This window comes from Streptomyces tibetensis, assembly GCF_040647715.1.
Taxonomy (GTDB): domain Bacteria; phylum Actinomycetota; class Actinomycetes; order Streptomycetales; family Streptomycetaceae; genus Streptomyces; species Streptomyces tibetensis_A.
Genome location: NZ_JBEZCR010000006.1, coordinates 85955 through 106013, shown reverse-complemented (window position 1 = coordinate 106013; position 20059 = coordinate 85955). Strand labels below are relative to the sequence as shown.

Here is a 20059-nt window from a genome sequence, read left to right as displayed (position 1 = left end):
TGGAGTCGTACGGTGTGCCGGTTGCCGAGGTCCGGGGAGAGACGTGGACAAGCCGAAGGTCGTTCTGGGGGTCAGCGGGGGCATCGCCGCGTACAAGGCCTGTGAGCTGCTGCGGCGGCTGACGGAGTCGGGCCACGACGTGCGCGTGGTGCCCACCGCCTCCGCGCTGCACTTCGTCGGCGCCGCCACCTGGTCCGCGCTGTCCGGCAACCCCGTCTCCACCGAGGTGTGGGACGACGTGCACGAGGTCCCGCACGTCCGCATCGGGCAGCACGCCGACCTGGTCGTCGTCGCCCCCGCCACCGCCGACATGCTCGCCAAGGCGGCCCACGGCCTCGCCGACGACCTCCTCACCAACACGCTGCTCACCGCCCGCTGCCCGGTGGTCTTCGCGCCCGCCATGCACACGGAGATGTGGGAGCACCCGGCCACCCAGGAGAACGTGGCGACGCTGCGCCGCCGCGGCGCGCTCGTCATCGAACCGGCCGTGGGTCGCCTCACCGGCGTCGACACCGGCAAGGGCCGGCTGCCCGACCCGGGCGAGATCTTCGAGGTCTGCCGCCGCGTCCTGGCCCGGGGCGTCACCGAGCCCGACCTCACGGGCCGGCACGTCGTGGTCAGCGCCGGCGGTACCCGCGAGCCCCTGGACCCCGTCCGCTTCCTCGGCAACCGCTCCTCCGGCAAGCAGGGCTACGCCCTCGCCCGCACCGCCGCCGCCCGCGGTGCCCGCGTCACCCTGATCGCGGCCAACAGCACGCTGCCCGCCCCGGCCGGCGTCGACGTCGTCCCGGTCGGCACCGCCGTGCAGCTGCGCGAGGCGGTGCTGCGCGCCGCCCCCGACGCCGACGCCGTGGTGATGGCGGCCGCGGTGGCGGACTTCCGTCCGGCGGTGTACGCGGCGGGGAAGATCAAGAAGAAGGACGGCCAGGAGCCGGAGCCGGTCACCCTGGTGCGGAATCCGGACATCCTCGCGGAGATCTCCGGGGACCGGGCCCGCGCCGGACAGGTGATCGTCGGCTTCGCCGCGGAGACGGACGACGTCCTCGCCAACGGCCGCGCCAAGCTCAAGCGCAAGGGCTGCGACCTGCTGGTCGTGAACGAGGTGGGGGAGCGCAAGACCTTCGGTTCCGAGGAGAACGAGGCGGTCGTGCTCGGCGCCGACGGCAGTGAGACCGCCGTGGCGCACGGGCCCAAGGAAGCCTTGGCGGAGACCGTCTGGGACCTGGTGGCCGAGCGTCTGCGCTGATGTCCGACCACCCCGGGCCCGCTCGAAAACGAGTCGACCCGGGCGTGGCGCCTCTGGCCAACGCGGCTCGGCATTGGGCAGAATGCCCGTGCCGCAGGTCACAGCACTCCCGAGTGGCGAGACAGGGGGCCCGTGGCCGAAGCGTGACCCGTAAACTGTTCCACGGACGGCGCCGGGTGCAGCCCCCGCCGTCCGCCAATGATCAGCCAGCAGCCGCTGCAACCTCAGGGAGCGTTGTGTCCCGTCGCCTTTTCACCTCGGAGTCCGTGACCGAGGGTCACCCCGACAAGATCGCTGACCAGATCAGCGACACCATTCTCGACGCGCTTCTGCGCGAGGACCCGTCCTCCCGGGTCGCCGTCGAGACCCTGATCACGACCGGCCTGGTGCACGTGGCCGGCGAGGTCACGACCAAGACGTACGCGGACATCGCGACGCTGGTCCGGAACAAGATCCTCGAGATCGGCTACGACTCCAGCAAGAAGGGCTTCGACGGCGCCTCCTGCGGCGTGTCGGTGTCGATCGGCGCACAGTCCCCGGACATCGCCCAGGGTGTGGACACGGCCTACGAGAAGCGCGTCGAGGGCGACGAGGACGAGCTCGACAAGCAGGGCGCCGGCGACCAGGGCCTGATGTTCGGCTACGCGACGGACGAGACGCCGACGCTGATGCCGCTGCCGATCTTCCTGGCCCACCGCCTGTCGAAGCGCCTGTCCGACGTGCGCAAGAACGGCACCATCCCCTACCTGCGCCCGGACGGCAAGACGCAGGTCACCATCGAGTACGACGGCGACAAGGCGGTCCGTCTGGACACCGTCGTCGTCTCCTCGCAGCACGCCTCCGACATCGACCTGGACTCGCTGCTGGCTCCGGACATCAAGGAGTTCGTCGTCGAGCCGGAGCTGAAGGCGCTGCTGGACGAGGGCATCAAGATCGACACGGAGAACTACCGTCTCCTGGTCAACCCCACCGGCCGCTTCGAGATCGGCGGCCCGATGGGCGACGCCGGCCTGACCGGCCGCAAGATCATCATCGACACCTACGGCGGCATGGCCCGGCACGGCGGTGGCGCGTTCTCCGGCAAGGACCCGTCCAAGGTCGACCGCTCCGCCGCGTACGCGATGCGCTGGGTCGCGAAGAACGTGGTCGCCGCGGGTCTGGCCACCCGCTGCGAGGTCCAGGTCGCGTACGCGATCGGCAAGGCCGAGCCGGTGGGTCTGTTCGTCGAGACCTTCGGCACCGCCAAGATCGACACGGAGAAGATCGAGAAGGCGATCGACGAGGTCTTCGACCTCCGCCCGGCCGCGATCATCCGCGACCTCGACCTGCTCCGCCCGATCTACTCCCAGACCGCGGCGTACGGCCACTTCGGCCGCGAGCTTCCCGACTTCACCTGGGAGCGCACGGACCGCGTGGACGCCCTGCGCAAGGCTGCGGGCCTGTAAGTCCCGGGATGTGAGGCCCGGCCCCTCGGGGCCGGGCTTTGCCGTGTCCTGGGCATGCCCTCCCGGGAACCCCCGGTTGTCAGTGGGGTTTGTAAGAATGCAGGCGTGAGCAGCGAGAACGAACAGTCGGGCGGGGGCGCGGAGGGTGCGCCGCCCGAGCAGCTCGCGCTCATCCGGGACAGTGTGCGCAAGGCGAAGACGCCCCGGGCCAAGCCGCGGACCTGGCGGGGGGCCGCGCTCGCCAGGGAGCTGCCCGTCGCGCGTGTCCTCGTCGACAAGGGCGTGCTCCATCTCGACCGGTACTTCGACTACGCCGTGCCCGAGGAGCTGGACGCGGACGCCCAGCCGGGCGTGCGCGTGCGGGTCCGGTTCGGGGCCGGGCGGCATCGCGTGCGCGATGGGCGTCGCGAGGGCGGCGGACTGATCGACGGGTTCCTCGTCGAGCGGCTGACCGAGTCCGACTACTCCGGGCCGCTGGCCGCCCTCGCCCAGGTCGTGTCGCCCGAGCGGGTGCTGAGCGAGGAACTGCTGGGGCTGGCCCGGGCGGTCGCCGACCGGTACGCGGGCAGCCTCGCCGACGTCCTGCAGCTCGCCGTCCCGCCGCGCAACGCACGGGCCGAGCAGCGGCCCTCACCCGACCCGCAGCCACCGCCCCCGGCGCCCGAGGCGGGAAGCTGGCAGCGTTATGAGCGGGGGCCGGCCTTCCTGGAGTCCCTGGTGGCCGGCGGAGCGCCCCGGGCCGTGTGGAACGCGCTGCCCGGGCCGCAGTGGAGCGAGGAGCTGGCCCGGGCCGTCGCCGCGACGCTGGCCTCCGGGCGAGGGGCGCTCGCCGTCCTGCCCGACGGCCGGGCGGTCGCACGGGTCGACGCCGCCCTGACCTCCCTGCTGGGGAAGGGGCGGCACGCGGTGCTCACCGCCGACGCCGGCCCCGAGAAGCGCTACGCGCAGTGGCTCGCGGTGCGGCGCGGCTCCGTGCGAGCCGTGATCGGGACCCGGGCCGCCATGTTCGCGCCCGTTCAGGACCTCGGCCTGGTGGCCCTCTGGGACGACGGCGACGACAGCCACAGCGAGCAGCACGCCCCGCAGCCCCACGCCCGCGAGGTGCTCCTGCTGAGGGCCGCCCAGGACAAGTGCGGCTTCCTGCTGGGGAGCTGGGGCTGCACGGTGGAGGCCGCCCAGCTCGTCGAGAGCGGCTGGGCGCGGCCGCTCGTCGCCGGCCGGGACCAGGTGCGGGGGGCCGCCCCGCTCGTTCGGACCGTCGGGGACCATGATCTCGCCCGGGACGAGGCCGCTCGGGCGGCCCGGCTGCCGACCCTCGCCTGGCAGGCCGTCAGGGAGGGCCTGCGGCACGGCCCGGTGCTGGTGCAGGTGCCCCGCAGGGGGTACGTGCCGCGCATGGCGTGCGCCCAGTGCCGGGCGCCCGCGCGCTGCCGGCACTGCTTCGGGCCGCTGGAGGCGCCGGACGGGGGCGCCCTGAACTGCGGGTGGTGCGGGCGTGAGGAGAGCGGCTGGCACTGCCCCGACTGCGGTTCCTTCCGCCTGCGCGCCTCGGTCGTCGGGGCCCGGCGGACCGCCGAGGAACTGGGCCGGGCCTTCCCCGCCGTACCGGTACGCACCTCAGGGCGGGAACACGTGCTCGACACGGTGCCGGGGGCGCCCGCGCTGGTCGTGAGCACGCCCGGGGCCGAGCCCGTCGCCGAGGGCGGGTATGCGGCGGCGCTGCTGCTCGACGGATGGGCCATGCTCGGGCGGCCCGATCTGCGGGCCGGGGAGGACGCGTTGCGGCGGTGGATCGCGGCCGCGTCCCTCGTCCGGCCGCAGTCGGCCGGGGGCACGGTGGTGGTCGTGGCCGAGCCGACACTGCGGCCGGTGCAGGCGCTCGTCCGCTGGGATCCCGTGGGTCACGCGGTGCGGGAACTCGCCGAGCGGGCCGAGCTGGGGTTTCCGCCGGTGTCGCGGATGGCGGCCGTGTCGGGCCCGCCGGATGCGGTGACCGAATTCCTCCGTGCGGCCGAACTGCCGCCTGAAGCCGAGGTGCTGGGGCCGGTGCCGTTGCCCGTCCCCACGCCCGGGCGGCCTCGCCGGGCAGGGGCGCCGCCGCCCGGGGAGCAGTGGGAACGGGCGCTGCTGCGGGTGCCGCCGGGCAGGGGCGCCGCGCTGGCCGCCGCACTCAAAGCCGCACAGGCCGCACGGATGGCCCGGGGAAGCGGCAGTGGGGCGGGAGCCGGGGCGGGGGTCTGGGTGCGGATCGATCCGGCCGACATCGGGTGAGGGGCACGCCTTGGACCGGCGCGAGGAGGTGCTGCGGGGAGCGGGGTTGTCGGCGCTGCCGGGGCCGGGCGCTCCGGCCGACATCCGGGGTGGTCGGCGCTGCCGGGGCCGGGCGTCGAGCGCCGGACGTACTTTGGCTGCGGCGGCCATGCCGTGCCCGGTGAGCGCGATCGACCTCGCGGACAACCCCTGCCGCCGGGTTACCAGGGCGCCCACGTCCATCCGAGGGGCGGGCCCTGCGGGTGACTGCGGGAGTCGTTCGGCGGGTTCCCGCCGGATGCGCGGCCGCCCTCCCGGAAGCGGTCCGAGAGGGCAGGGCGGGGCGCGTGCGTCAGCCGTTGCGCGGGCCCGGGAAGGCCGTCGGCCTGACCTCGTCGCGGAGAGCGGGGCTGCCCGCCGTGGGCTGCGTGGGCATGGAACGGGCCGCGGGGACGGTCGGAACCGGGGGCAGGCCGGTCGTCACACCGACGGTGCGGCCGCCCGTCGGCTCCGGTGTGCGCTCGGGCTCGGGCACGGTCGACTGGGTCGTGGCGCGGCGGGCACCGTAACGGCGGTGGACCGCCTGCTTGGTGACTCCGAGCGCGGAGCCCACCGCGTCCCACGAGAAGCCGAGTGAGCGGTCGAAGTCCACGGCCGCCGTGACCAGGGTCTCGACACTGTCCCGCAGCTCCTGGGCGAGACGTACGGTCGGGGCGGGGGCGCGTCCGTAGACGACGAAGCCCGTGGAAGGGCCGGAGCGTCGCGGGCGGTAGACGTTGCCCAACTGGGCGGTCAGGGTGCGCAGTGCGTCCACCTGCCGGCGGACCCGCTCGATGTCCCGCACCAGCAAGTGCAGGCTGGCCCGAGCCTGGGCGTCGTGGGTTGCGTGGTCGGCCATGAACAAGCCTCTCGAACCGGCGTTGAAAGGGAATGGGCCGCGATCGCGGCCCGTTGTGGTCAACTCTGTCTTGACCAACGCGGATTCGCTCCGCGGGTCACGGTGTGGGGGCGTGGGAGTACATGCGTGCGCCTGTCCGGGCGGGGCGTGCGCCTCGGCCTTCGGCCATCGGCCTGTGTCTCCCACCCGCGCACCGCCCGTAGCCGTCGGCCGAGAGGCCGGGACCTCCCGTGGGGGCGGGCCGCCGTCGGCAGCGTTTCGTTTCTGGCTCCGGTTCCGGCTCATAGACTTGGGCGTTGCCCGTCGTCGTCCCCGTCCGAGAGGCCCCCACCACCCCATGAAGCTCGTCTTCGCCGGTACACCCGAGGTCGCCGTTCCCGCTCTGGACGCTCTGCTCGCCTCCGGGCGGCACGAGGTGGCCGCCGTCGTCACGCGGCCCGACGCGCCGGCCGGGCGCGGACGCAGGCTCGTCGCGTCACCCGTCGCCGAGCGGGCGGAGGAGGCCGGGATCGAGGTGCTGAAGCCCGCGAAGCCGAAGGACCCCGAGTTCCTGGAGCGGCTGCGGGAGATCGGGCCGGACTGCTGCCCCGTCGTCGCCTACGGGGCGCTGCTGCCCCGGGTGGCCCTCGACATCCCGGCGCACGGCTGGGTCAACCTGCACTTCTCCCTGCTGCCGGCCTGGCGCGGTGCCGCACCCGTGCAGCACGCCATCATGGCCGGCGACGAGATCACCGGGGCGTCGACCTTCCTGATCGAGGAGGGGCTCGACTCCGGCCCGGTGTACGGGACGGTGACGGAGGAGATCCGGGCCACCGACACCAGTGGGGACCTGCTGACGCGGCTCGCCTTCGCCGGTGCCGGGCTGCTCGCGGCCACCATGGACGGCATCGAGGACGGCACGCTGAAGGCCGTACCGCAGCCGGCCGACGGGATCAGCCTCGCTCCGAAGGTCAACGTCGAGGACGCGCACCTGGACTGGAGCGCGCCCGCGCTGCGCGTCGACCGGATGGTGCGGGGCTGCACCCCGGCCCCCGGCGCCTGGACCACGTTCCGTGGTGAGCGGCTCAAGCTCATCCAGGTCACTCCCGTACCCGAGCGCACCGACCTCGCCCCGGGGCAGATCGCCGCAGGGAAGAACAACGTGTACGCGGGCACCGGCTCGTACGGCGTCGAGCTGCTGTGGGTGCAGGCCCAGGGCAAGAAGCCGATGCGGGCGGCGGACTGGGCGCGCGGGGTGCGGATCGGCGAGGGCGAGCAGCTCGGAGCGTGAACCGGGGCCGGGCCCTCACGCGGCCCGGCGAGGCGAGCAGGCCGAGGGATGGGCCGGTGCAGGGCCCCGCACGCGGTCCGGCACTCCGCTGCCGGGCTCTTCATGCGGTCCGACACCCTGCTGCCGGGCCCTCACGCGTCCGGCACCCGCTGCCGGTTCCTGTCCGCACCCGGCGGCGTAGGCTGGACGGCGCACTTCTTCTCACCACCGGAGCACCTTTTCGTGAGCGAACAGCCCCGTCGGGCCCGCACGTCAGGCAAGCCCTACCGTCGGCCCAAGAAGGACCCCGTCCGCATCCTGGCCTACGAGGCACTCAGGGCCGTGGACGAGCGGGACGCCTACGCCAACCTCGTACTGCCCCCGCTGCTGCGCAAGGCGCGGGAGAACGACGACTTCGACGCCCGGGACGCCGCGCTCGCCACCGAGCTGGTGTACGGCACGCTGCGTCGGCAGGGGACGTACGACGCGGTCCTGGCGTCCTGCGTGGACCGGCCGCTCGGGGAGGTCGACCCTCCGGTACTGGACGTGCTGAGCCTCGGCGCGCACCAGCTGCTCGGCACGCGCATCCCGACGCACGCGGCGGTGTCCGCCACCGTCGAGCTCGCGCGTGTCGTGCTCGGCGACGGACGGGCCAAGTTCGTCAACGCCGTGCTGCGCAAGGTCGCGCAGCACGACCTGGACGGCTGGCTGGAGCGGGTCGCGCCCCCCTACGACGAGGATCCCGAGGACCATCTCTCCGTCGTCCACTCCCACCCGCGGTGGGTCGTGTCCGCGCTGTGGGACTCCCTCGGTGGTGGGCGCGACGGCGTCGAGGAGCTGCTGCGCGCCGACAACGAGCGGCCCGAGGTCACGCTCGTGGCGCGGCCCGGGCGGGCCACCGCGCAGGAGCTGCTCGACGAGGACGCCGCCGTGCCGGGCCGTTGGTCGCCCTATGCCGTGCGGCTGACCGAGGGCGGGGAGCCGGGCGCCATCGCGGCCGTGCGGGACGGACGCGCGGGTGTGCAGGACGAGGGCAGCCAGCTCGTGGCGATCGCGCTCGCGGGCGCGCCCCTGGACGGGCCCGACCGGCGCTGGCTGGACGGGTGCGCCGGGCCCGGCGGCAAGGCGGCGCTGCTCGGCGCGCTGGCGGCCGAGCGGGGGGCCCTGCTCGTCGCCTCCGAGAAGCAGACGCATCGCGCCGGCCTCGTCGCGAGGGCGCTGGACGGCAACCCCGGGCCGTACCAGGTGATCGCCGCCGACGGGACGCGCCCGGCGTGGCGGCCCGGCAGCTTCGACCGGGTACTGGTCGACGTGCCGTGCACGGGCCTCGGCGCCCTGCGCCGCCGCCCCGAGGCACGCTGGCGGCGCCGCCCGGAGGACCTGGAGGGCTTCGCGCCGCTGCAGCGGGGGCTGCTGCGCACCGCCCTGGAGTCGGTGCGGGTCGGCGGTGTCGTGGGCTACGCGACCTGCTCGCCGCACCTCGCCGAGACCCGGGCCGTCGTCGCCGACGTGCTCAAGCAGCACCCGGACACCGACCTCGTCGACGCCCGGCCGCTGCTGCCCGGCGTACCGGACCTGGGCGAGGGGCCCGACGTCCAGCTGTGGCCGCATCTGCACGGGACCGACGCGATGTACCTGGCGCTCATTCGCCGGACCGGCTGACCCCCGCTGTCACGGCCGCCCGGTCCGGTGCGCCGCCGTCCTGGCGCGCCAGCCGGTGCGGCCACCACACCTTCGGTCCGACGTCCAGGAACAGCGAGGTCACCAGGACCGAGCGGACGATGAAGGTGTCGATGAGGACGCCGAGGGCGACCGTGAAGCCGATCTCGGCGAAGGCGACCATCGGGAGGGTGCCGAGGGCGGCGAAGGTACCGGCCAGGACCAGCCCGGCGGAGGTGATGACCGCGCCCGTGGCGGCGAGGCCCGTCACCACGCCCGGTCTGGTGCCCTGCCGGGCCGCCTCCTCGCGGATGCGCGTGGTCAGGAAGATGTTGTAGTCGATGCCCAGGGCGACCAGGAACACGAAGACGAACAGCGGGAAGTCGGTCGCCTCGCCCGCGTAGTCGAAGACGTACCGGAACGCGAGCGCGCTGATGCCGAGCGCCGCCGCGAAGGACAGGATCACCGTCCCGATCAGCAGCAGCGGGGCGATCAGGGCGCGCAGCAGCCCGCACAGGATCAGCAGGACGACCACCAGCACCAGCGGGATGATCAGCACGTTGTCGTGGGTGGTCGCCTCGTCCATGTCCAGCAGGGCCGCCGTACCGCCGCCCACCCTGGCGTCGGCGTCCGGCACCGCGTGCACGGCGTCCCGCACCCGCTCGACCGTCTGTTTGGCTGCCTCGCTGTCCGACGGGGCGGTCATGGTTGCCTCGAACAGGACCCTGCCCTCGAAGGCCGGTCTGGTGCCGGGCGGCAGACCGAGGGACTGGGGGACCACGCCCGGCGTCCCGGCGACCGCGCGGCCCACCTGCACGGCCTGCGCCTGGTTGCTGACGATGACCAGGGGGTCGCCGCTGCCCGCCGGGAAGTAGCGCGCCGACACCTCCTGCCCGGTGATCGAGTCCGGTTTGCCGGTGAACGCGTCCGCGTTGCCGATGCCCTCCGCGCGCAGCTGGATCAGTCCCAGCGAGCAGACCGCCAGCGCGAGGGCCGTCACGGCCCAGATCATCCTCGGGCGGCGGGCGATACGGCGTCCCGTGCGGGCCCAGACGCCGCGCTCGGTCGGGTCGGGCGTCCCGTAGCGCGGCACCACCGGCCAGAAGATCCACCGGCCGAAGATCACCAGCAGCGCCGGGAACAGGCTCATCATCGCCACCAGGGCGACGGCGACACCGATCGCGGCCACAGGGCCCAGGCCGCTCGTGGAGTTCATCTCGGCGGCCAGCAGGACCAGCATGCTCAGCACGACGGTCGCGCCGGAGGCGAGCACGGCCGGGCCGGCGCGGTGCAGGGCCAGGGCCATCGCCTCGTGCCGGTCCTCGTGCCGGCGCAGTTCCTCCCGGTAGCGGGCCACCAGCAGCAGGGCGTAGTCCGTGCCCGCGCCGAAGACCAGCACGGTGAGGATGCCGGCGCTCTGGCCGTTGACCGTCAGGCCGCCGTGCTCGGCCAGCAGGTAGATCAGCGCCTGGGCGGTGAACAGGGCGCAGACCACCGCCACCAGGGGGACCAGCAGCAGGGTCAGGCTGCGGTAGGTGATGAGGAGCATGACGATGACGACCGCCATCGCCGAGAGCAGCAGAGTCGAGTCGATGCCCTCGAAGGCCTCCGCGAAGTCCGCGGACGTGCCGCCGGGGCCCGTGATGTGCACGCTCATGCCGTCGCTGCCCGTGCCGACGTCGTCGCGGATCGAGTCCACGGCGGGTGAGATCCGCTCCCAGCCCTCCTCGTCCATCTTGATCGGCACGAACACCTGGGCTGCGCGCGGATCGGCCTGCCGGTCGAACACCGGCCCCCGCGTCTGGTCCCCGATGATGCCGTGGTCGCTCAGCTGCTTCAGCTGCCGGACGTCCTCGGCGATCTGCGCCCGGTCCTGCGCCGTCAGGCCGCTCTCGCGTGCGTAGATCACCACGGCCGGGATCTGCTCCGGCCGGAAGTCCTCGGAGATCTGCAGCACTTGTGTCGACTCGGCGGACCCGGGCAGCCAGGACGCCGCGTCGTTGTCCTGAGCGTCGGTGAGCTTCATGGCGAGCGGCGCGGCGACGACCACCACGGCCACCCAGAACACCAGCACGAGCCACTTGGCCCGCCGCCCGCAGACGAGATGTGCGACGCCCTGCTTCATGTCATCCCCCTCGGCGAAAGCGCCCCGTGAGGGGCGCGGGGAACTGCGCGAGCGACCCACGACGGCCCGCGGTCGACGTACCACCGGTTGCACGGGGGACCGATGCCCGCAACCCCCGAAGGGCATGGCAGTCTTAGGACATGGCCGCGCAGATCAACCCCAGCATCCTGTCCGCAGACTTCGCCCGCCTCGCGGACGAGGCGAAGGCCGTGGAAGGAGCCGACTGGCTCCACGTCGACGTCATGGACAACCATTTCGTCCCGAACCTCACGCTCGGCGTACCGGTCGTAGAGTCGCTGGCCCGCGCGACGGACACCCCGCTGGACTGCCATCTGATGATCGAGGCCCCCGATCGGTGGGCGCCCCAGTACGTGGAAGCGGGGGCCGGTTCGGTCACCTTCCACGTCGAGGCCGCCGCGGCTCCGGTCCGGCTCGCCCGGGAGATCCGCGCCAAGGGCGCCCGCGCCTCCATGGCGCTGAAGCCCGCGACCCCCATCGAGCCGTACGAGGACCTGCTCCCCGAGCTCGACATGCTGCTGGTCATGACGGTCGAACCGGGCTTCGGGGGACAGGCCTTCCTGGACATCATGCTTCCGAAGATTCGCCGCACCCGCGAGTTGATCAGCAAGCACGGACTGGAGCTCTGGCTCCAGGTCGACGGCGGGGTTTCCGCTTCCACCATCGAGCGCTGCGCCGACGCCGGGGCCGACGTGTTCGTGGCCGGATCGGCGGTCTACGGGGCAAACGACCCGGCAGAAGCGGTACGTGCACTACGCACCCAGGCCGAGGCGGCGACGGCGAAGGCCACCTGGGCCTGCAACCACTGAGCCACAGCAAAGTGAACGGCTCTCATCAGGGCTGATCAACCGCGCCACATCTGCAAGGATGAACGGCGAATCCAGAGTGTGAACAGCAGTGAGGAGAACGCCGTGTCGGGTATGTCGGCGGGCCGGTCAGCCATGCGGATGGGACCCGCTGAGCTGGTGCAGGCGGCGGCCATGGCCCGCCGCTTCTACCTCGAGGGCAAGTCCAAGATCCAGATCGCGGAGGAGTTCGGCGTCAGCCGCTTCAAGGTGGCCCGGGTCCTGGAAACCGCTCTCGAACGGGATCTCGTACGCATCGAGATCCGTGTGCCGGCCGAGCTGGACGCCGAGCGCTCGGACGCGCTCCGCGCCCGCTACGGCCTCAGGCACGCCGTCGTGGTCGAGTCCCCGGCCGAGGCCGAGGAGACGCCCGACCCCGAGAACCTGGGAGAAGTGGCCGCCGACCTGCTCGGCGAACTGGTCGACGAGGGGGATGTGCTGGGCCTGGCCTGGGGCCGCTCCACCATCCACATGGCGGCGGCGCTGGACCGGCTGCCGCCCTGCACGGTGGTGCAGCTGACCGGTGTCTACGACGCCGGGACCGCCGAGCGCGGCTCGGTGGAGGCCGTACGCCGCGCCGCCCAGGTGTCCGGCGGCGACGCCCACCCCATCTACGCCCCGATGCTGCTGCCCGACGCGGCCACGGCCACGGCCCTGCGCAACCAGACGGGAATCGCCCGGGCCTTCGAGCACTTCGACAAGGTCACCGTCGCCTGTGTCTCCATCGGCTCCTGGGAGCCGGGCATCTCCACGGTGCACGACATGCTCAGCGACGAGGAGCGCGCGCACTACGCCTCCCTCGGTGTCGCCGCCGAGATGTCCGCGCACCTCTTCGACGCCGAGGGCCGCCGGGTCGGCCGCGACCTGGGCGAGCGGTGCATCACCGTCAAGGCCGACCAGCTCCGCCGGATCCCCGAGGTCGTCGCGATCGCGGGCGGGCAGCGCAAGGGGCCCGCGATCGACGCGGTGCTGCGGTCCGGGCTCGTCACCAGCCTGGTGACGGACACGTCGGCCGCCGACTACCTGATGACGGCCGGACCGGCGCCGAAGTCCGCGCTCAACAGGTCCGACCCGGACGGGGTCTGACGGGTGACCGGCCAGGCGCACGACGTGCACGACCCGGCCGGGCGGATCGTGCTCGTCCTGGATCTGGGCGGGGTCACGGACAAGGCGGGCCTCATGGAGCGCTGCGCCCGTGACCTGGCCCTGCCCGACTGGTTCGGCCGCAACTGGGACGCGCTCGCCGACTGCCTCTCCGACCCCGCCCTCTACCCAGAGGGGGCCGGGGAGCGGGGGCTCCTGGTCGTCGTGCGGGGCTGGCGGACATACGCCGAGACGCGGCCCGAGGAGTGGCAGGTCGCCGAGGAGATCTTCGCCGAGGCGACGGACCGGGGCCCGGGGCTGTTCGTGACCCTGGGCCTTGGAGAATCCTCCGAGACGCCCCCTGACCAGCCTGGATGATCCGCTGGGGGTCGTTCGGGCGGGTGGCATGGGAGAATGAAGTACGTGCTCTTTCCCCCTGGCCGGCCGGTCCGGGGGTCACCTCTGATCGACTGGGATGTGCAGCACGTGCGTTTCCTCAATGACATCCAGCCTGGGTACGACCTGACGTACGACGACGTCTTCATGGTGCCGAGCCGCTCCTCGGTGAGCTCGCGGCAGGCCGTCGACCTCAGCTCCCCGGACGGCACGGGCACCACCATCCCGCTCGTCGTCGCCAACATGACCGCCATCGCCGGCCGCCGCATGGCCGAGACCGTGGCCCGCCGCGGCGGCCTCGTGGTGATACCCCAGGACATCCCCAACGACGTGGTCATCGACGTCGTCTCCTGGGTGAAGAGCCGGCACCTGGTGCTGGACACCCCGATCATCCTGTCGCCGCACCAGACGGTCGCCGACGCGCTGGCCCTGCTGCCCAAGCGGGCGCACAACGCCGGTGTGGTCGTCGACGGCGAGCACAAGCCGGTCGGCGTGGTCACCGACGCCGACCTGTCCGGCGTGGACCGCTTCACGCAGCTCGCCGAGGTCATGTCCCGGGACCTGCTGCTCATCGACGCGGACATGGACCCGGGCGAGGCCTTCAACACCCTCGACCACGCCAACCGCCGCTACGCCCCCGCGGTCAACGGGGACGGCACGCTCGCCGGCATCCTGACCCGCAAGGGCGCCCTGCGCGCCACGCTCTACCAGCCGGCCACCGACGCGCAGGGCCGGCTGCGCATCGCCGCCGCCGTCGGCATCAACGGCGACGTCGCCGGCAAGGCCAAGCAGCTGCTGGACGCCGGCGTCGACGCGCTCGTCATCGACACCGCGCACGGCCACCAGGAGTCGATGATCAGCGCCCTGAAGCTGGTGCGCGACCTCGACCCGCAGGTCCCGATCGTCGCGGGCAACGTGGTCGCCGCCGCGGGCGTGCGCGACCTGATCGAGGCCGGCGCGGACATCGTCAAGGTCGGTGTGGGCCCCGGCGCCATGTGCACCACGCGCATGATGACCGGCGTCGGCAGGCCGCAGTTCTCCGCCGTTCTGGAGTGCGCCGCCGAGGCGAAGAAGTACGGCAAGCACGTGTGGGCCGACGGTGGTGTCCGCCACCCCCGTGACGTGGCCATGGCCCTCGCGGCCGGCGCGTCCAACGTGATGGTCGGCTCCTGGTTCGCCGGCACCTACGAGTCCCCGGGCGACCTGCAGCACGACGCCCAGGGCCGCGCCTACAAGGAGTCCTTCGGCATGGCCTCCGCCCGGGCCGTGCGCAACCGTACCTCGGAGGAGTCGGCGTACGACCGCGCCCGCAAGGCGCTGTTCGAGGAGGGCATCTCCACCTCCCGGATGTTCCTCGACCCGGCCCGCCCGGGCGTCGAGGACCTGATCGACTCGATCATCGCGGGCGTCCGCTCCTCCTGCACCTACGCCGGCGCCGGCTCCCTGGAGGAGTTCGCCGAGAAGGCCGTCGTCGGCATCCAGAGCGCCGCCGGCTACGCGGAGGGCAAGCCTCTGCACGCCAGCTGGAGCTGACGCCTGGACGTCCCTTTCAACGGCCCCCGTCGACCCGCCCCGCGGGAAGAACGGGGGCCGTTTCGCGTACGCGGACCCCACCGCCGGCGCATGGAGATCGCCGAGTGCAGGACCGAGGCGGTCCGTCCCGCGTGTTCCTCGTGAAGGCCCTCTGACGACTCCTGATGCAACACTCGACAGCCGCCCCGCAACGAACACCCGCCCATCCTCCGGTAACGCAATGATCTTGCACGTATGCGCAAGGTTGCTGCATTTCACCAGCAACGCCGATGCTCGTAGGCTGTCGCCTCGTACGTGGCGTGGCGGGGACTCCGCTCGGTGGGTCCCTGTTTCCCGGGTGCCCGTGGTCCCCGCCGCCCTCACCGGCAGCGAGAAGGAGCCAGCGCGTGCTCGACCAAGGCGCACCCCCGCAGAACCCAGGCCCCACGGCGGCCTCCGCACCCCCCGGCGTCGGCGCGCGCCTCATGCGCCGCAAGCCGGTGGAACGCCTGGTGGCGGAGGGTGGCCAGGGCGAGGGCGGGTCACTGCGCCGCACCCTCGGGCTGTGGCAGCTGACCATGATCAGCATCGGTGCCACGCTCGGCACCGGCATCTTCGTCGTCCTCGGCGAGGCTGTCCCCAAGGCGGGCCCGGCCGTCACCCTCTCCTTCGTGATCGCCGGTCTCACCGCCCTGTTCTCGGCCCTGTCCTACGCCGAGCTGGCCGGCACCATCCCGGTCTCGGGCTCCTCGTACTCGTATGCGTACGCAACGATGGGCGAGCTGATCGCCTGGATATGCGGCTGGTGCCTGGTCCTGGAGTACGGCGTGTCGGTGGCCGCCGTCGCCGTCGGCTGGGGCGAGTACCTCAACGAACTGCTCGACGGGACCATCGGCGTCACCATCCCGGCCGCCCTGTCCGCCCCGCCCGGCGACGGCGGCGTGTTCAACCTGCCGGCGCTGATCGTCGTCCTGCTCGCGATGGCGTTCCTGCTGGGCGGCGCCCGCGAGTCCGCCCGCGCCAACACCGTCATGGTCGTCGTGAAGATCGCCGCCCTGGTGATGTTCTGCGCCATCGGCGTCCAGGGCTTCCGCTCCGGCAACTACGAGAACTTCATGCCGCTCGGCATGGCGGGCGTCAGCGCCGCCGGTGCCACGCTGTTCTTCTCCTACATCGGCTTCGACGCCGCCTCCACCGCCGGTGAGGAGGCCAAGAACGCCCAGCGCGACCTGCCCCGCGCGATCATGCTGTCGCTGGTCATCGTCACCGCGCTGTACGTCCTCGTCGCCGCCGTCGCCGTGGGGGCCAAGCCCTGGAAGGGCTTCACCGACTCCGAGGCCGCCCTCGCCCAGATCATGCGCGAGGTCACCGGGCAGACGTTCTGGGGCACCCTGCTGGCGTTCTGCGCCGTCATCGCCATCGCGAGCGTCGTGCTGACCGTGCTGTACGGCCAGACCCGCATCCTGTTCGCCATGTCCCGCGACGGTCTGGTGCCCAAGGTGTTCGCCAGGGTCCACCCCAAGACCGGCGCCCCCCGCGCCAACACCCTGATCGTGTCGCTGTTCTGCGGGGTCCTGGCCGCCGCGATCCCGCTGGGGCAGCTCGCCGACGCCACCAGCATCGGCACCCTGTTCGCCTTCGCGCTGGTCAACGTGGCCGTCGTCGTGCTGCGCCGGACCAAGCCGGACATGCCGCGCACCTTCCGGGTGCCGCTCTCCCCGGTCCTGCCCGCGCTGGGCTTCGCCTTCTGCCTCTGGATGATGGGCAGCCTGTCCACCGTGACCTGGGTGGTCTTCGGTGTCTGGATGGCTGCCGGGCTTGTGTTCTACTTCCTGTACGGCTACCGCCGATCCCGACTCGCGCCATCCGAGAAGTGAACGACCCACTGTGCTGAACGATCTCGACGAACGCATCGTGCACGCCCTCGCCGAGGACGCCCGCCGCTCCTACGCCGACATCGGCTCGCTCGTCGGCCTGTCCGCGCCCGCCGTGAAACGGCGCGTGGACCGGCTGCGGGCCACCGGAGCCATCACCGGCTTCACCGTACGCGTGGACCCGGGCGCCCTCGGCTGGGAGACCGAGGGGTTCGTCGAGATCTACTGCCGCGGGAACACCTCCCCGGAGACCATCCAGCGGGGCCTGGAGCGCTACCAGGAGGTCGTGGCCGCGTCCACCGTCACCGGGGACGCGGACGCGATCGCCCAGGTCTTCGCCTCCGACATGCGGCACTTCGAACGGGTCCTGGAACGGATCGCCGGGGAGCCGTTCGTCGAGCGGACCAAGTCCGTGCTCGTGCTCTCGCCGCTGCTGCGGCGCTTCTCGTCGGGTTCGCCCACGTAACTGCGTCGCCCGGCACACGCGACACCTCTAACCTGGGTGTCATGACCTGGCGACATTGATCCACCAGCCGTGCCTCCCGAGGACCGCCTCGGCCGCCGTACCTGCGGCGTCCGATCCGTCCTTCCGGGAAGGCCTCATGACACCCACACCCCCGCGGGTGCCCACCACCGGCGTCCGCCGTCTGACGCGCACGCTGTACGGCTACGCGTTCCTCGACGACTTCGTCCTGCTCTACCCGGTGTACGCGCTGCTCTTCGCCGACACCGGCATGTCGCTCTGGCAGATCTCCTCCCTGTTCGCCCTGTGGTCCGTCACCGGTGTGGTGCTCGAGGTGCCCTCCGGAGCCTGGGCCGACGCCATGTCGCGGCGCAGGCTGCTGTGGGTCGGCCCGCTGCTGACCGCCGCCGGCTTCGCGCTGTGGGTGGCCGTCCCGTCGTACGCGGCCTTCGCGGCCGGCTTCGTCCTGTGGGGCGCGGGCGGCGCCCTCGGCTCCGGAGCGCTGGAAGCGCTGGTCTACGACGAGCTGGACCGGCTCGGCGCCGCCGACCGGTACGCGCGCGTCATGGGCCGGGCCCGGGCCGCGCGGCTGATGGGCACGGTGGCCTCCACCGGCCTGGCCGGGCCGGTCCTCGCCCGGGGCGGCTACCCGGCCGTCGGTGCCCTGAGTGTCCTGGCCTGTGTACTGGCCGCCGTCACCGCGACCCGGTTCCCGGAGCACCGGGTGCGCCCCGCGACCTCCGGCGACGGCTGGACGACGGGGGTGCGGGCCGGGTTCGCCGAGGTCCGCGGGGACCGTGCGGTACGCGGCGCCGTGCTGCTGATCCCGGCCGTGGCCGCCGTGTGGGGCGCACTCGACGAGTACACCCCACTGCTGATCCGGGAGATCGGCTTCGCCGAGGCGACGGTGCCCTACCTGGTCATGCTGGTCTGGGCGGGCGTCACCGTCGGCAGCCTCCTCACAGGCCCGGCCGAGCGCCTCGGCACGACGGGGCTCGCGGTGCTGCTCGCGGGCGCCGCCCTCGCCCTCGCGGCGGGAGCCCTGGCCCGCTCGCTGACCGGAGTCCTCCTCCTGGGCCTCGCCTTCGCAGGGTTCCAGCTGGCAGAGGTACTGGCCGACGTCCGGCTCCAGCACCGCATCGACGACTCCCGCCGGGCCACGCTCACCTCCGTGGCGAGCCTCGGAACCGAGCTGGCCACGGTCGCCACGTTCGGCGGGTACGCGCTGCTCGGGACCGGCATGGCGCACAGCACCGTCTTCGCGGTGCTGGCGATCCCCTACCTGGTGACGGCCCTGGCCCTGGCTAGAGCTCGGGTTGCCACGGCACGACCGTGAAGTCGCCCGGCCCCTTCTTCACCTTCTCGAAGGGGGCGGCGCTCGCGCACTTCGGCGGCTCGTTGCCTTCGGCAGGACTGCCCGACGCCAGCCAGCTGTAGCCGAGCCGGTCGTGGCGTCCGAGGTCGTGGACGGTGACGCCGACCCGCCTGCCCTCGGCGCCCGGGAGGTCGGACTCGGTGACGACGCCGGAGACGACGGCGACCTTGCCGCCGGTCACCAGGCAGTCGACCCTCGCCTTCGCCCAGGCACCCTTGCCGTTCAGGTAGTGGCTGAACTCCAGGGTGCCGGTCGCCTGCATCGGATCGGCGGTGTCCTCGGCCGCCAGGTGTGCGTCGAACGAGAACGTGATGTCGTCCCCGTCCGAGCGGTACAGCTTGGCGGTGCCGGTGAGGGCCGCGGCCTCCCGCTGACGGGGTTCCGACACGGTCGCACGTTCCCGGGGCGCGTCCGACGCGGTCGCGGCCGAGGCCGCCCCGGCCGTGAGGAGCAGAGCGGAGCCGAGCACGACGATCTTCGTACGGCGCTTCATTGCGTTCCTTCCGCAGGTCGTGTGGACGGCCCTCACTCTTCCGGCCCGGCGGGGGCCGGACATCGCGCTCGGGGCGGGACCCCGCCTCCGCCGTACGGCGGAGGAGGTCGCGCGGAGCTGCTCTCCGAGGAGGAGCGGGAGTGAGACCCGAGGGGCGCAACGAATCGCCGCAGGGCCCTCCAGTCACGCAACGAACCGTTCACCGGCGCGCAACGGCTCCTGCTTGTCCGCCCTGGTCAGCCGCCCGTACCGTCTATGTGGCCCCCAAAGTTCCCCCGACCACCCCCCCGCCCGGTGAGGATCACGCATGCGCACCGCCCTGCTCCAGAGCTCCGGCCGACCCGGCTCCACCGTCGAGAACCTCAAGGTCCTCGACGAGGCCGCGGGCCGGGCCGCCGCCGCGGGCGCCGGGCTGCTGGTCACGTCCGAGCTGTTCCTCACGGGGTACGCCATCGGCGACGAGATCGGCCGGCTCGCCGAGCCCGCCGACGGCGACTGCGCGGACGCCATCGCCGACATCGCGACCGGCCACGGCCTGGCGATCGCCTACGGCTACCCCGAGCGGGCCGGCGACACGGTGTTCAACTCCGCCCAGCTGATCTCCGCCGACGGTACCCGGCTCGCCAACCACCGCAAGACGCACCTCTTCGGCTGTTTCGAGCGAGACCACTTCACCCCTGGCGACCTGCCGGTCGTCCAGGCCGAGATCGACGGTCTCCGTGTCGGCATCCTCATCTGCTACGACGTGGAGTTCCCGGAGAACGTCCGCGCCCACGCCCTGGCCGGCACCGACCTGCTGGTCGTCCCGACCGCCCAGATGCACCCGTTCCAGTTGGTCGCCGAGTCGATGATCCCGGTGCGCGCCTTCGAGAACCAGATGTACGTCGCGTACGTCAACCGCGTGGGCCGGGAGGGCGAGTTCGAGTTCGTGGGCCTGTCCACGCTCGCCGGCCCCGACGGTGTCGCCCGGAGCCGGGCCGGACGGGATGAGGAACTCGTGCTCGCCGACGTCGACCCGGCCTTCCTCGCCGCGTCGCGCGAGAACAACCCGTATCTGCGGGACCGGCGGCCCGGTCTGTACGGCTCGCTCGTCTGAAATCCCCCCTGAACCACCCTTCGTATCTGTGC

The 20059-nt window shown here is 72.8% G+C and carries 16 protein-coding genes; 13 read left to right on the top strand and 3 right to left on the bottom strand.

All coding sequences use genetic code 11. From position 1 onward, the window contains the following. Window positions 1-43 precede the first annotated feature (43 nt). From coaBC to AB0B29_RS17540, 3 genes are all read left to right on the top strand, one after another. Complete coding sequence (coaBC, locus tag AB0B29_RS17550; RefSeq protein ID WP_362240198.1) at window positions 44-1246, top strand: bifunctional phosphopantothenoylcysteine decarboxylase/phosphopantothenate--cysteine ligase CoaBC; 1203 nt, start codon at window positions 44-46, stop codon at window positions 1244-1246. A 236-nt stretch (window positions 1247-1482) separates the two neighbouring features. Further along, on the top strand, window positions 1483-2691 hold the full coding sequence (gene metK, locus AB0B29_RS17545; RefSeq protein WP_362240195.1) for a methionine adenosyltransferase: 1209 nt from the start codon (window positions 1483-1485) through the stop codon (window positions 2689-2691). A gap of 105 nt (window positions 2692-2796) precedes the next feature. Next, window positions 2797-4962 (top strand): primosomal protein N', encoded by a 2166-nt coding sequence (locus AB0B29_RS17540; RefSeq protein ID WP_362240192.1) that lies wholly within the window; start codon window positions 2797-2799, stop codon window positions 4960-4962. 331 nt (window positions 4963-5293) lie between these two features. Here AB0B29_RS17540 and AB0B29_RS17535 read toward each other — a convergent pair whose 3' ends face one another. Then, a complete protein-coding gene (locus AB0B29_RS17535) occupies window positions 5294-5839 on the bottom strand; it encodes a hypothetical protein (protein WP_362240190.1) in 546 nt (181 codons plus the stop codon). A 337-nt stretch (window positions 5840-6176) separates the two neighbouring features. Here AB0B29_RS17535 and fmt point away from each other — a divergent pair, with 337 nt between their 5' ends. Together fmt and AB0B29_RS17525 are read left to right on the top strand one after the other, a co-directional pair. After that, window positions 6177-7109, top strand: a complete 933-nt coding sequence (gene fmt / locus AB0B29_RS17530; protein ID WP_362240188.1) for a methionyl-tRNA formyltransferase — start codon at window positions 6177-6179, stop codon at window positions 7107-7109. 222 nt (window positions 7110-7331) lie between these two features. Next, window positions 7332-8750 (top strand): RsmB/NOP family class I SAM-dependent RNA methyltransferase, encoded by a 1419-nt coding sequence (locus AB0B29_RS17525; RefSeq protein WP_362240186.1) that lies wholly within the window; start codon window positions 7332-7334, stop codon window positions 8748-8750. Here the strand turns inward: AB0B29_RS17525 and AB0B29_RS17520 are convergent. Next, entirely contained in the window at window positions 8731-10872 is a 2142-nt protein-coding gene (locus AB0B29_RS17520) for an MMPL family transporter (protein ID WP_362240183.1), read from the bottom strand. The genes AB0B29_RS17525 and AB0B29_RS17520 overlap by 20 nt on opposite strands. Window positions 10873-11012: 140 nt before the next feature. On the opposite strand from AB0B29_RS17520, the gene rpe reads away from it, so the two are divergent. The 7 genes from rpe to AB0B29_RS17485 all read left to right on the top strand — a co-directional run bounded on the left by rpe (window position 11013) and on the right by AB0B29_RS17485 (window position 18399). Next, on the top strand, window positions 11013-11699 hold the full coding sequence (gene rpe / locus AB0B29_RS17515; protein WP_362240181.1) for a ribulose-phosphate 3-epimerase: 687 nt from the start codon (window positions 11013-11015) through the stop codon (window positions 11697-11699). A 78-nt stretch (window positions 11700-11777) separates the two neighbouring features. Further along, window positions 11778-12821 (top strand): sugar-binding transcriptional regulator, encoded by a 1044-nt coding sequence (locus tag AB0B29_RS17510; protein WP_362240178.1) that lies wholly within the window; start codon window positions 11778-11780, stop codon window positions 12819-12821. A gap of 3 nt (window positions 12822-12824) precedes the next feature. Beyond that, window positions 12825-13196: a barstar family protein gene (locus tag AB0B29_RS17505; RefSeq protein ID WP_362240175.1), complete on the top strand. Its 372-nt coding sequence runs from the start codon at window positions 12825-12827 to the stop codon at window positions 13194-13196. Between the two features lie 108 nt (window positions 13197-13304). Beyond that, a complete protein-coding gene (locus AB0B29_RS17500) occupies window positions 13305-14747 on the top strand; it encodes a GuaB1 family IMP dehydrogenase-related protein (RefSeq protein ID WP_362240172.1) in 1443 nt (480 codons plus the stop codon). 386 nt (window positions 14748-15133) lie between these two features. Next, window positions 15134-16603 carry an amino acid permease gene (locus AB0B29_RS17495; RefSeq protein WP_362240170.1) on the top strand — a complete coding sequence of 490 codons (1470 nt, stop codon included), beginning with the start codon at window positions 15134-15136 and terminating at the stop codon, window positions 16601-16603. Between the two features lie 10 nt (window positions 16604-16613). Then, the gene (locus tag AB0B29_RS17490; protein ID WP_104778814.1) at window positions 16614-17066 is read left to right on the top strand and encodes an Lrp/AsnC family transcriptional regulator; all 453 of its coding nucleotides are present in this window, start codon (window positions 16614-16616) and stop codon (window positions 17064-17066) included. Between the two features lie 136 nt (window positions 17067-17202). Continuing rightward, window positions 17203-18399: an MFS transporter gene (locus AB0B29_RS17485; RefSeq protein WP_362240167.1), complete on the top strand. Its 1197-nt coding sequence runs from the start codon at window positions 17203-17205 to the stop codon at window positions 18397-18399. Here AB0B29_RS17485 and AB0B29_RS17480 read toward each other — a convergent pair. Further along, window positions 18368-18931, bottom strand: coding sequence for a Repetin (locus tag AB0B29_RS17480; protein ID WP_362240165.1), 564 nt, complete (start codon window positions 18929-18931; stop codon window positions 18368-18370). The two genes, AB0B29_RS17485 and AB0B29_RS17480, sit on opposite strands and share 32 nt — an antisense overlap. Before the next feature lie 307 nt (window positions 18932-19238). Here AB0B29_RS17480 and AB0B29_RS17475 point away from each other — a divergent pair, with 307 nt between their 5' ends. Continuing rightward, entirely contained in the window at window positions 19239-20027 is a 789-nt protein-coding gene (locus AB0B29_RS17475) for a carbon-nitrogen hydrolase family protein (RefSeq protein WP_362240162.1), read from the top strand. Window positions 20028-20059: the final 32 nt, after the last annotated feature.

Excerpts from the sequence above, each read along its gene's own strand:
- AB0B29_RS17535 (WP_362240190.1), bottom strand. The coding sequence starts at position 5,839 with ATGGCCGACCACGCAACCCACGACGCCCAGGCTCGGGCCAGCCTGCAC.
- fmt (WP_362240188.1), top strand. The coding sequence starts at position 6,177 with ATGAAGCTCGTCTTCGCCGGTACACCCGAGGTCGCCGTTCCCGCTCTG.
- AB0B29_RS17520 (WP_362240183.1), bottom strand. The coding sequence starts at position 10,872 with ATGAAGCAGGGCGTCGCACATCTCGTCTGCGGGCGGCGGGCCAAGTGG.
- rpe (WP_362240181.1), top strand. The coding sequence starts at position 11,013 with ATGGCCGCGCAGATCAACCCCAGCATCCTGTCCGCAGACTTCGCCCGC.
- AB0B29_RS17485 (WP_362240167.1), top strand. The coding sequence starts at position 17,203 with ATGACACCCACACCCCCGCGGGTGCCCACCACCGGCGTCCGCCGTCTG.
- AB0B29_RS17480 (WP_362240165.1), bottom strand. The coding sequence starts at position 18,931 with ATGAAGCGCCGTACGAAGATCGTCGTGCTCGGCTCCGCTCTGCTCCTC.
- AB0B29_RS17475 (WP_362240162.1), top strand. The coding sequence starts at position 19,239 with ATGCGCACCGCCCTGCTCCAGAGCTCCGGCCGACCCGGCTCCACCGTC.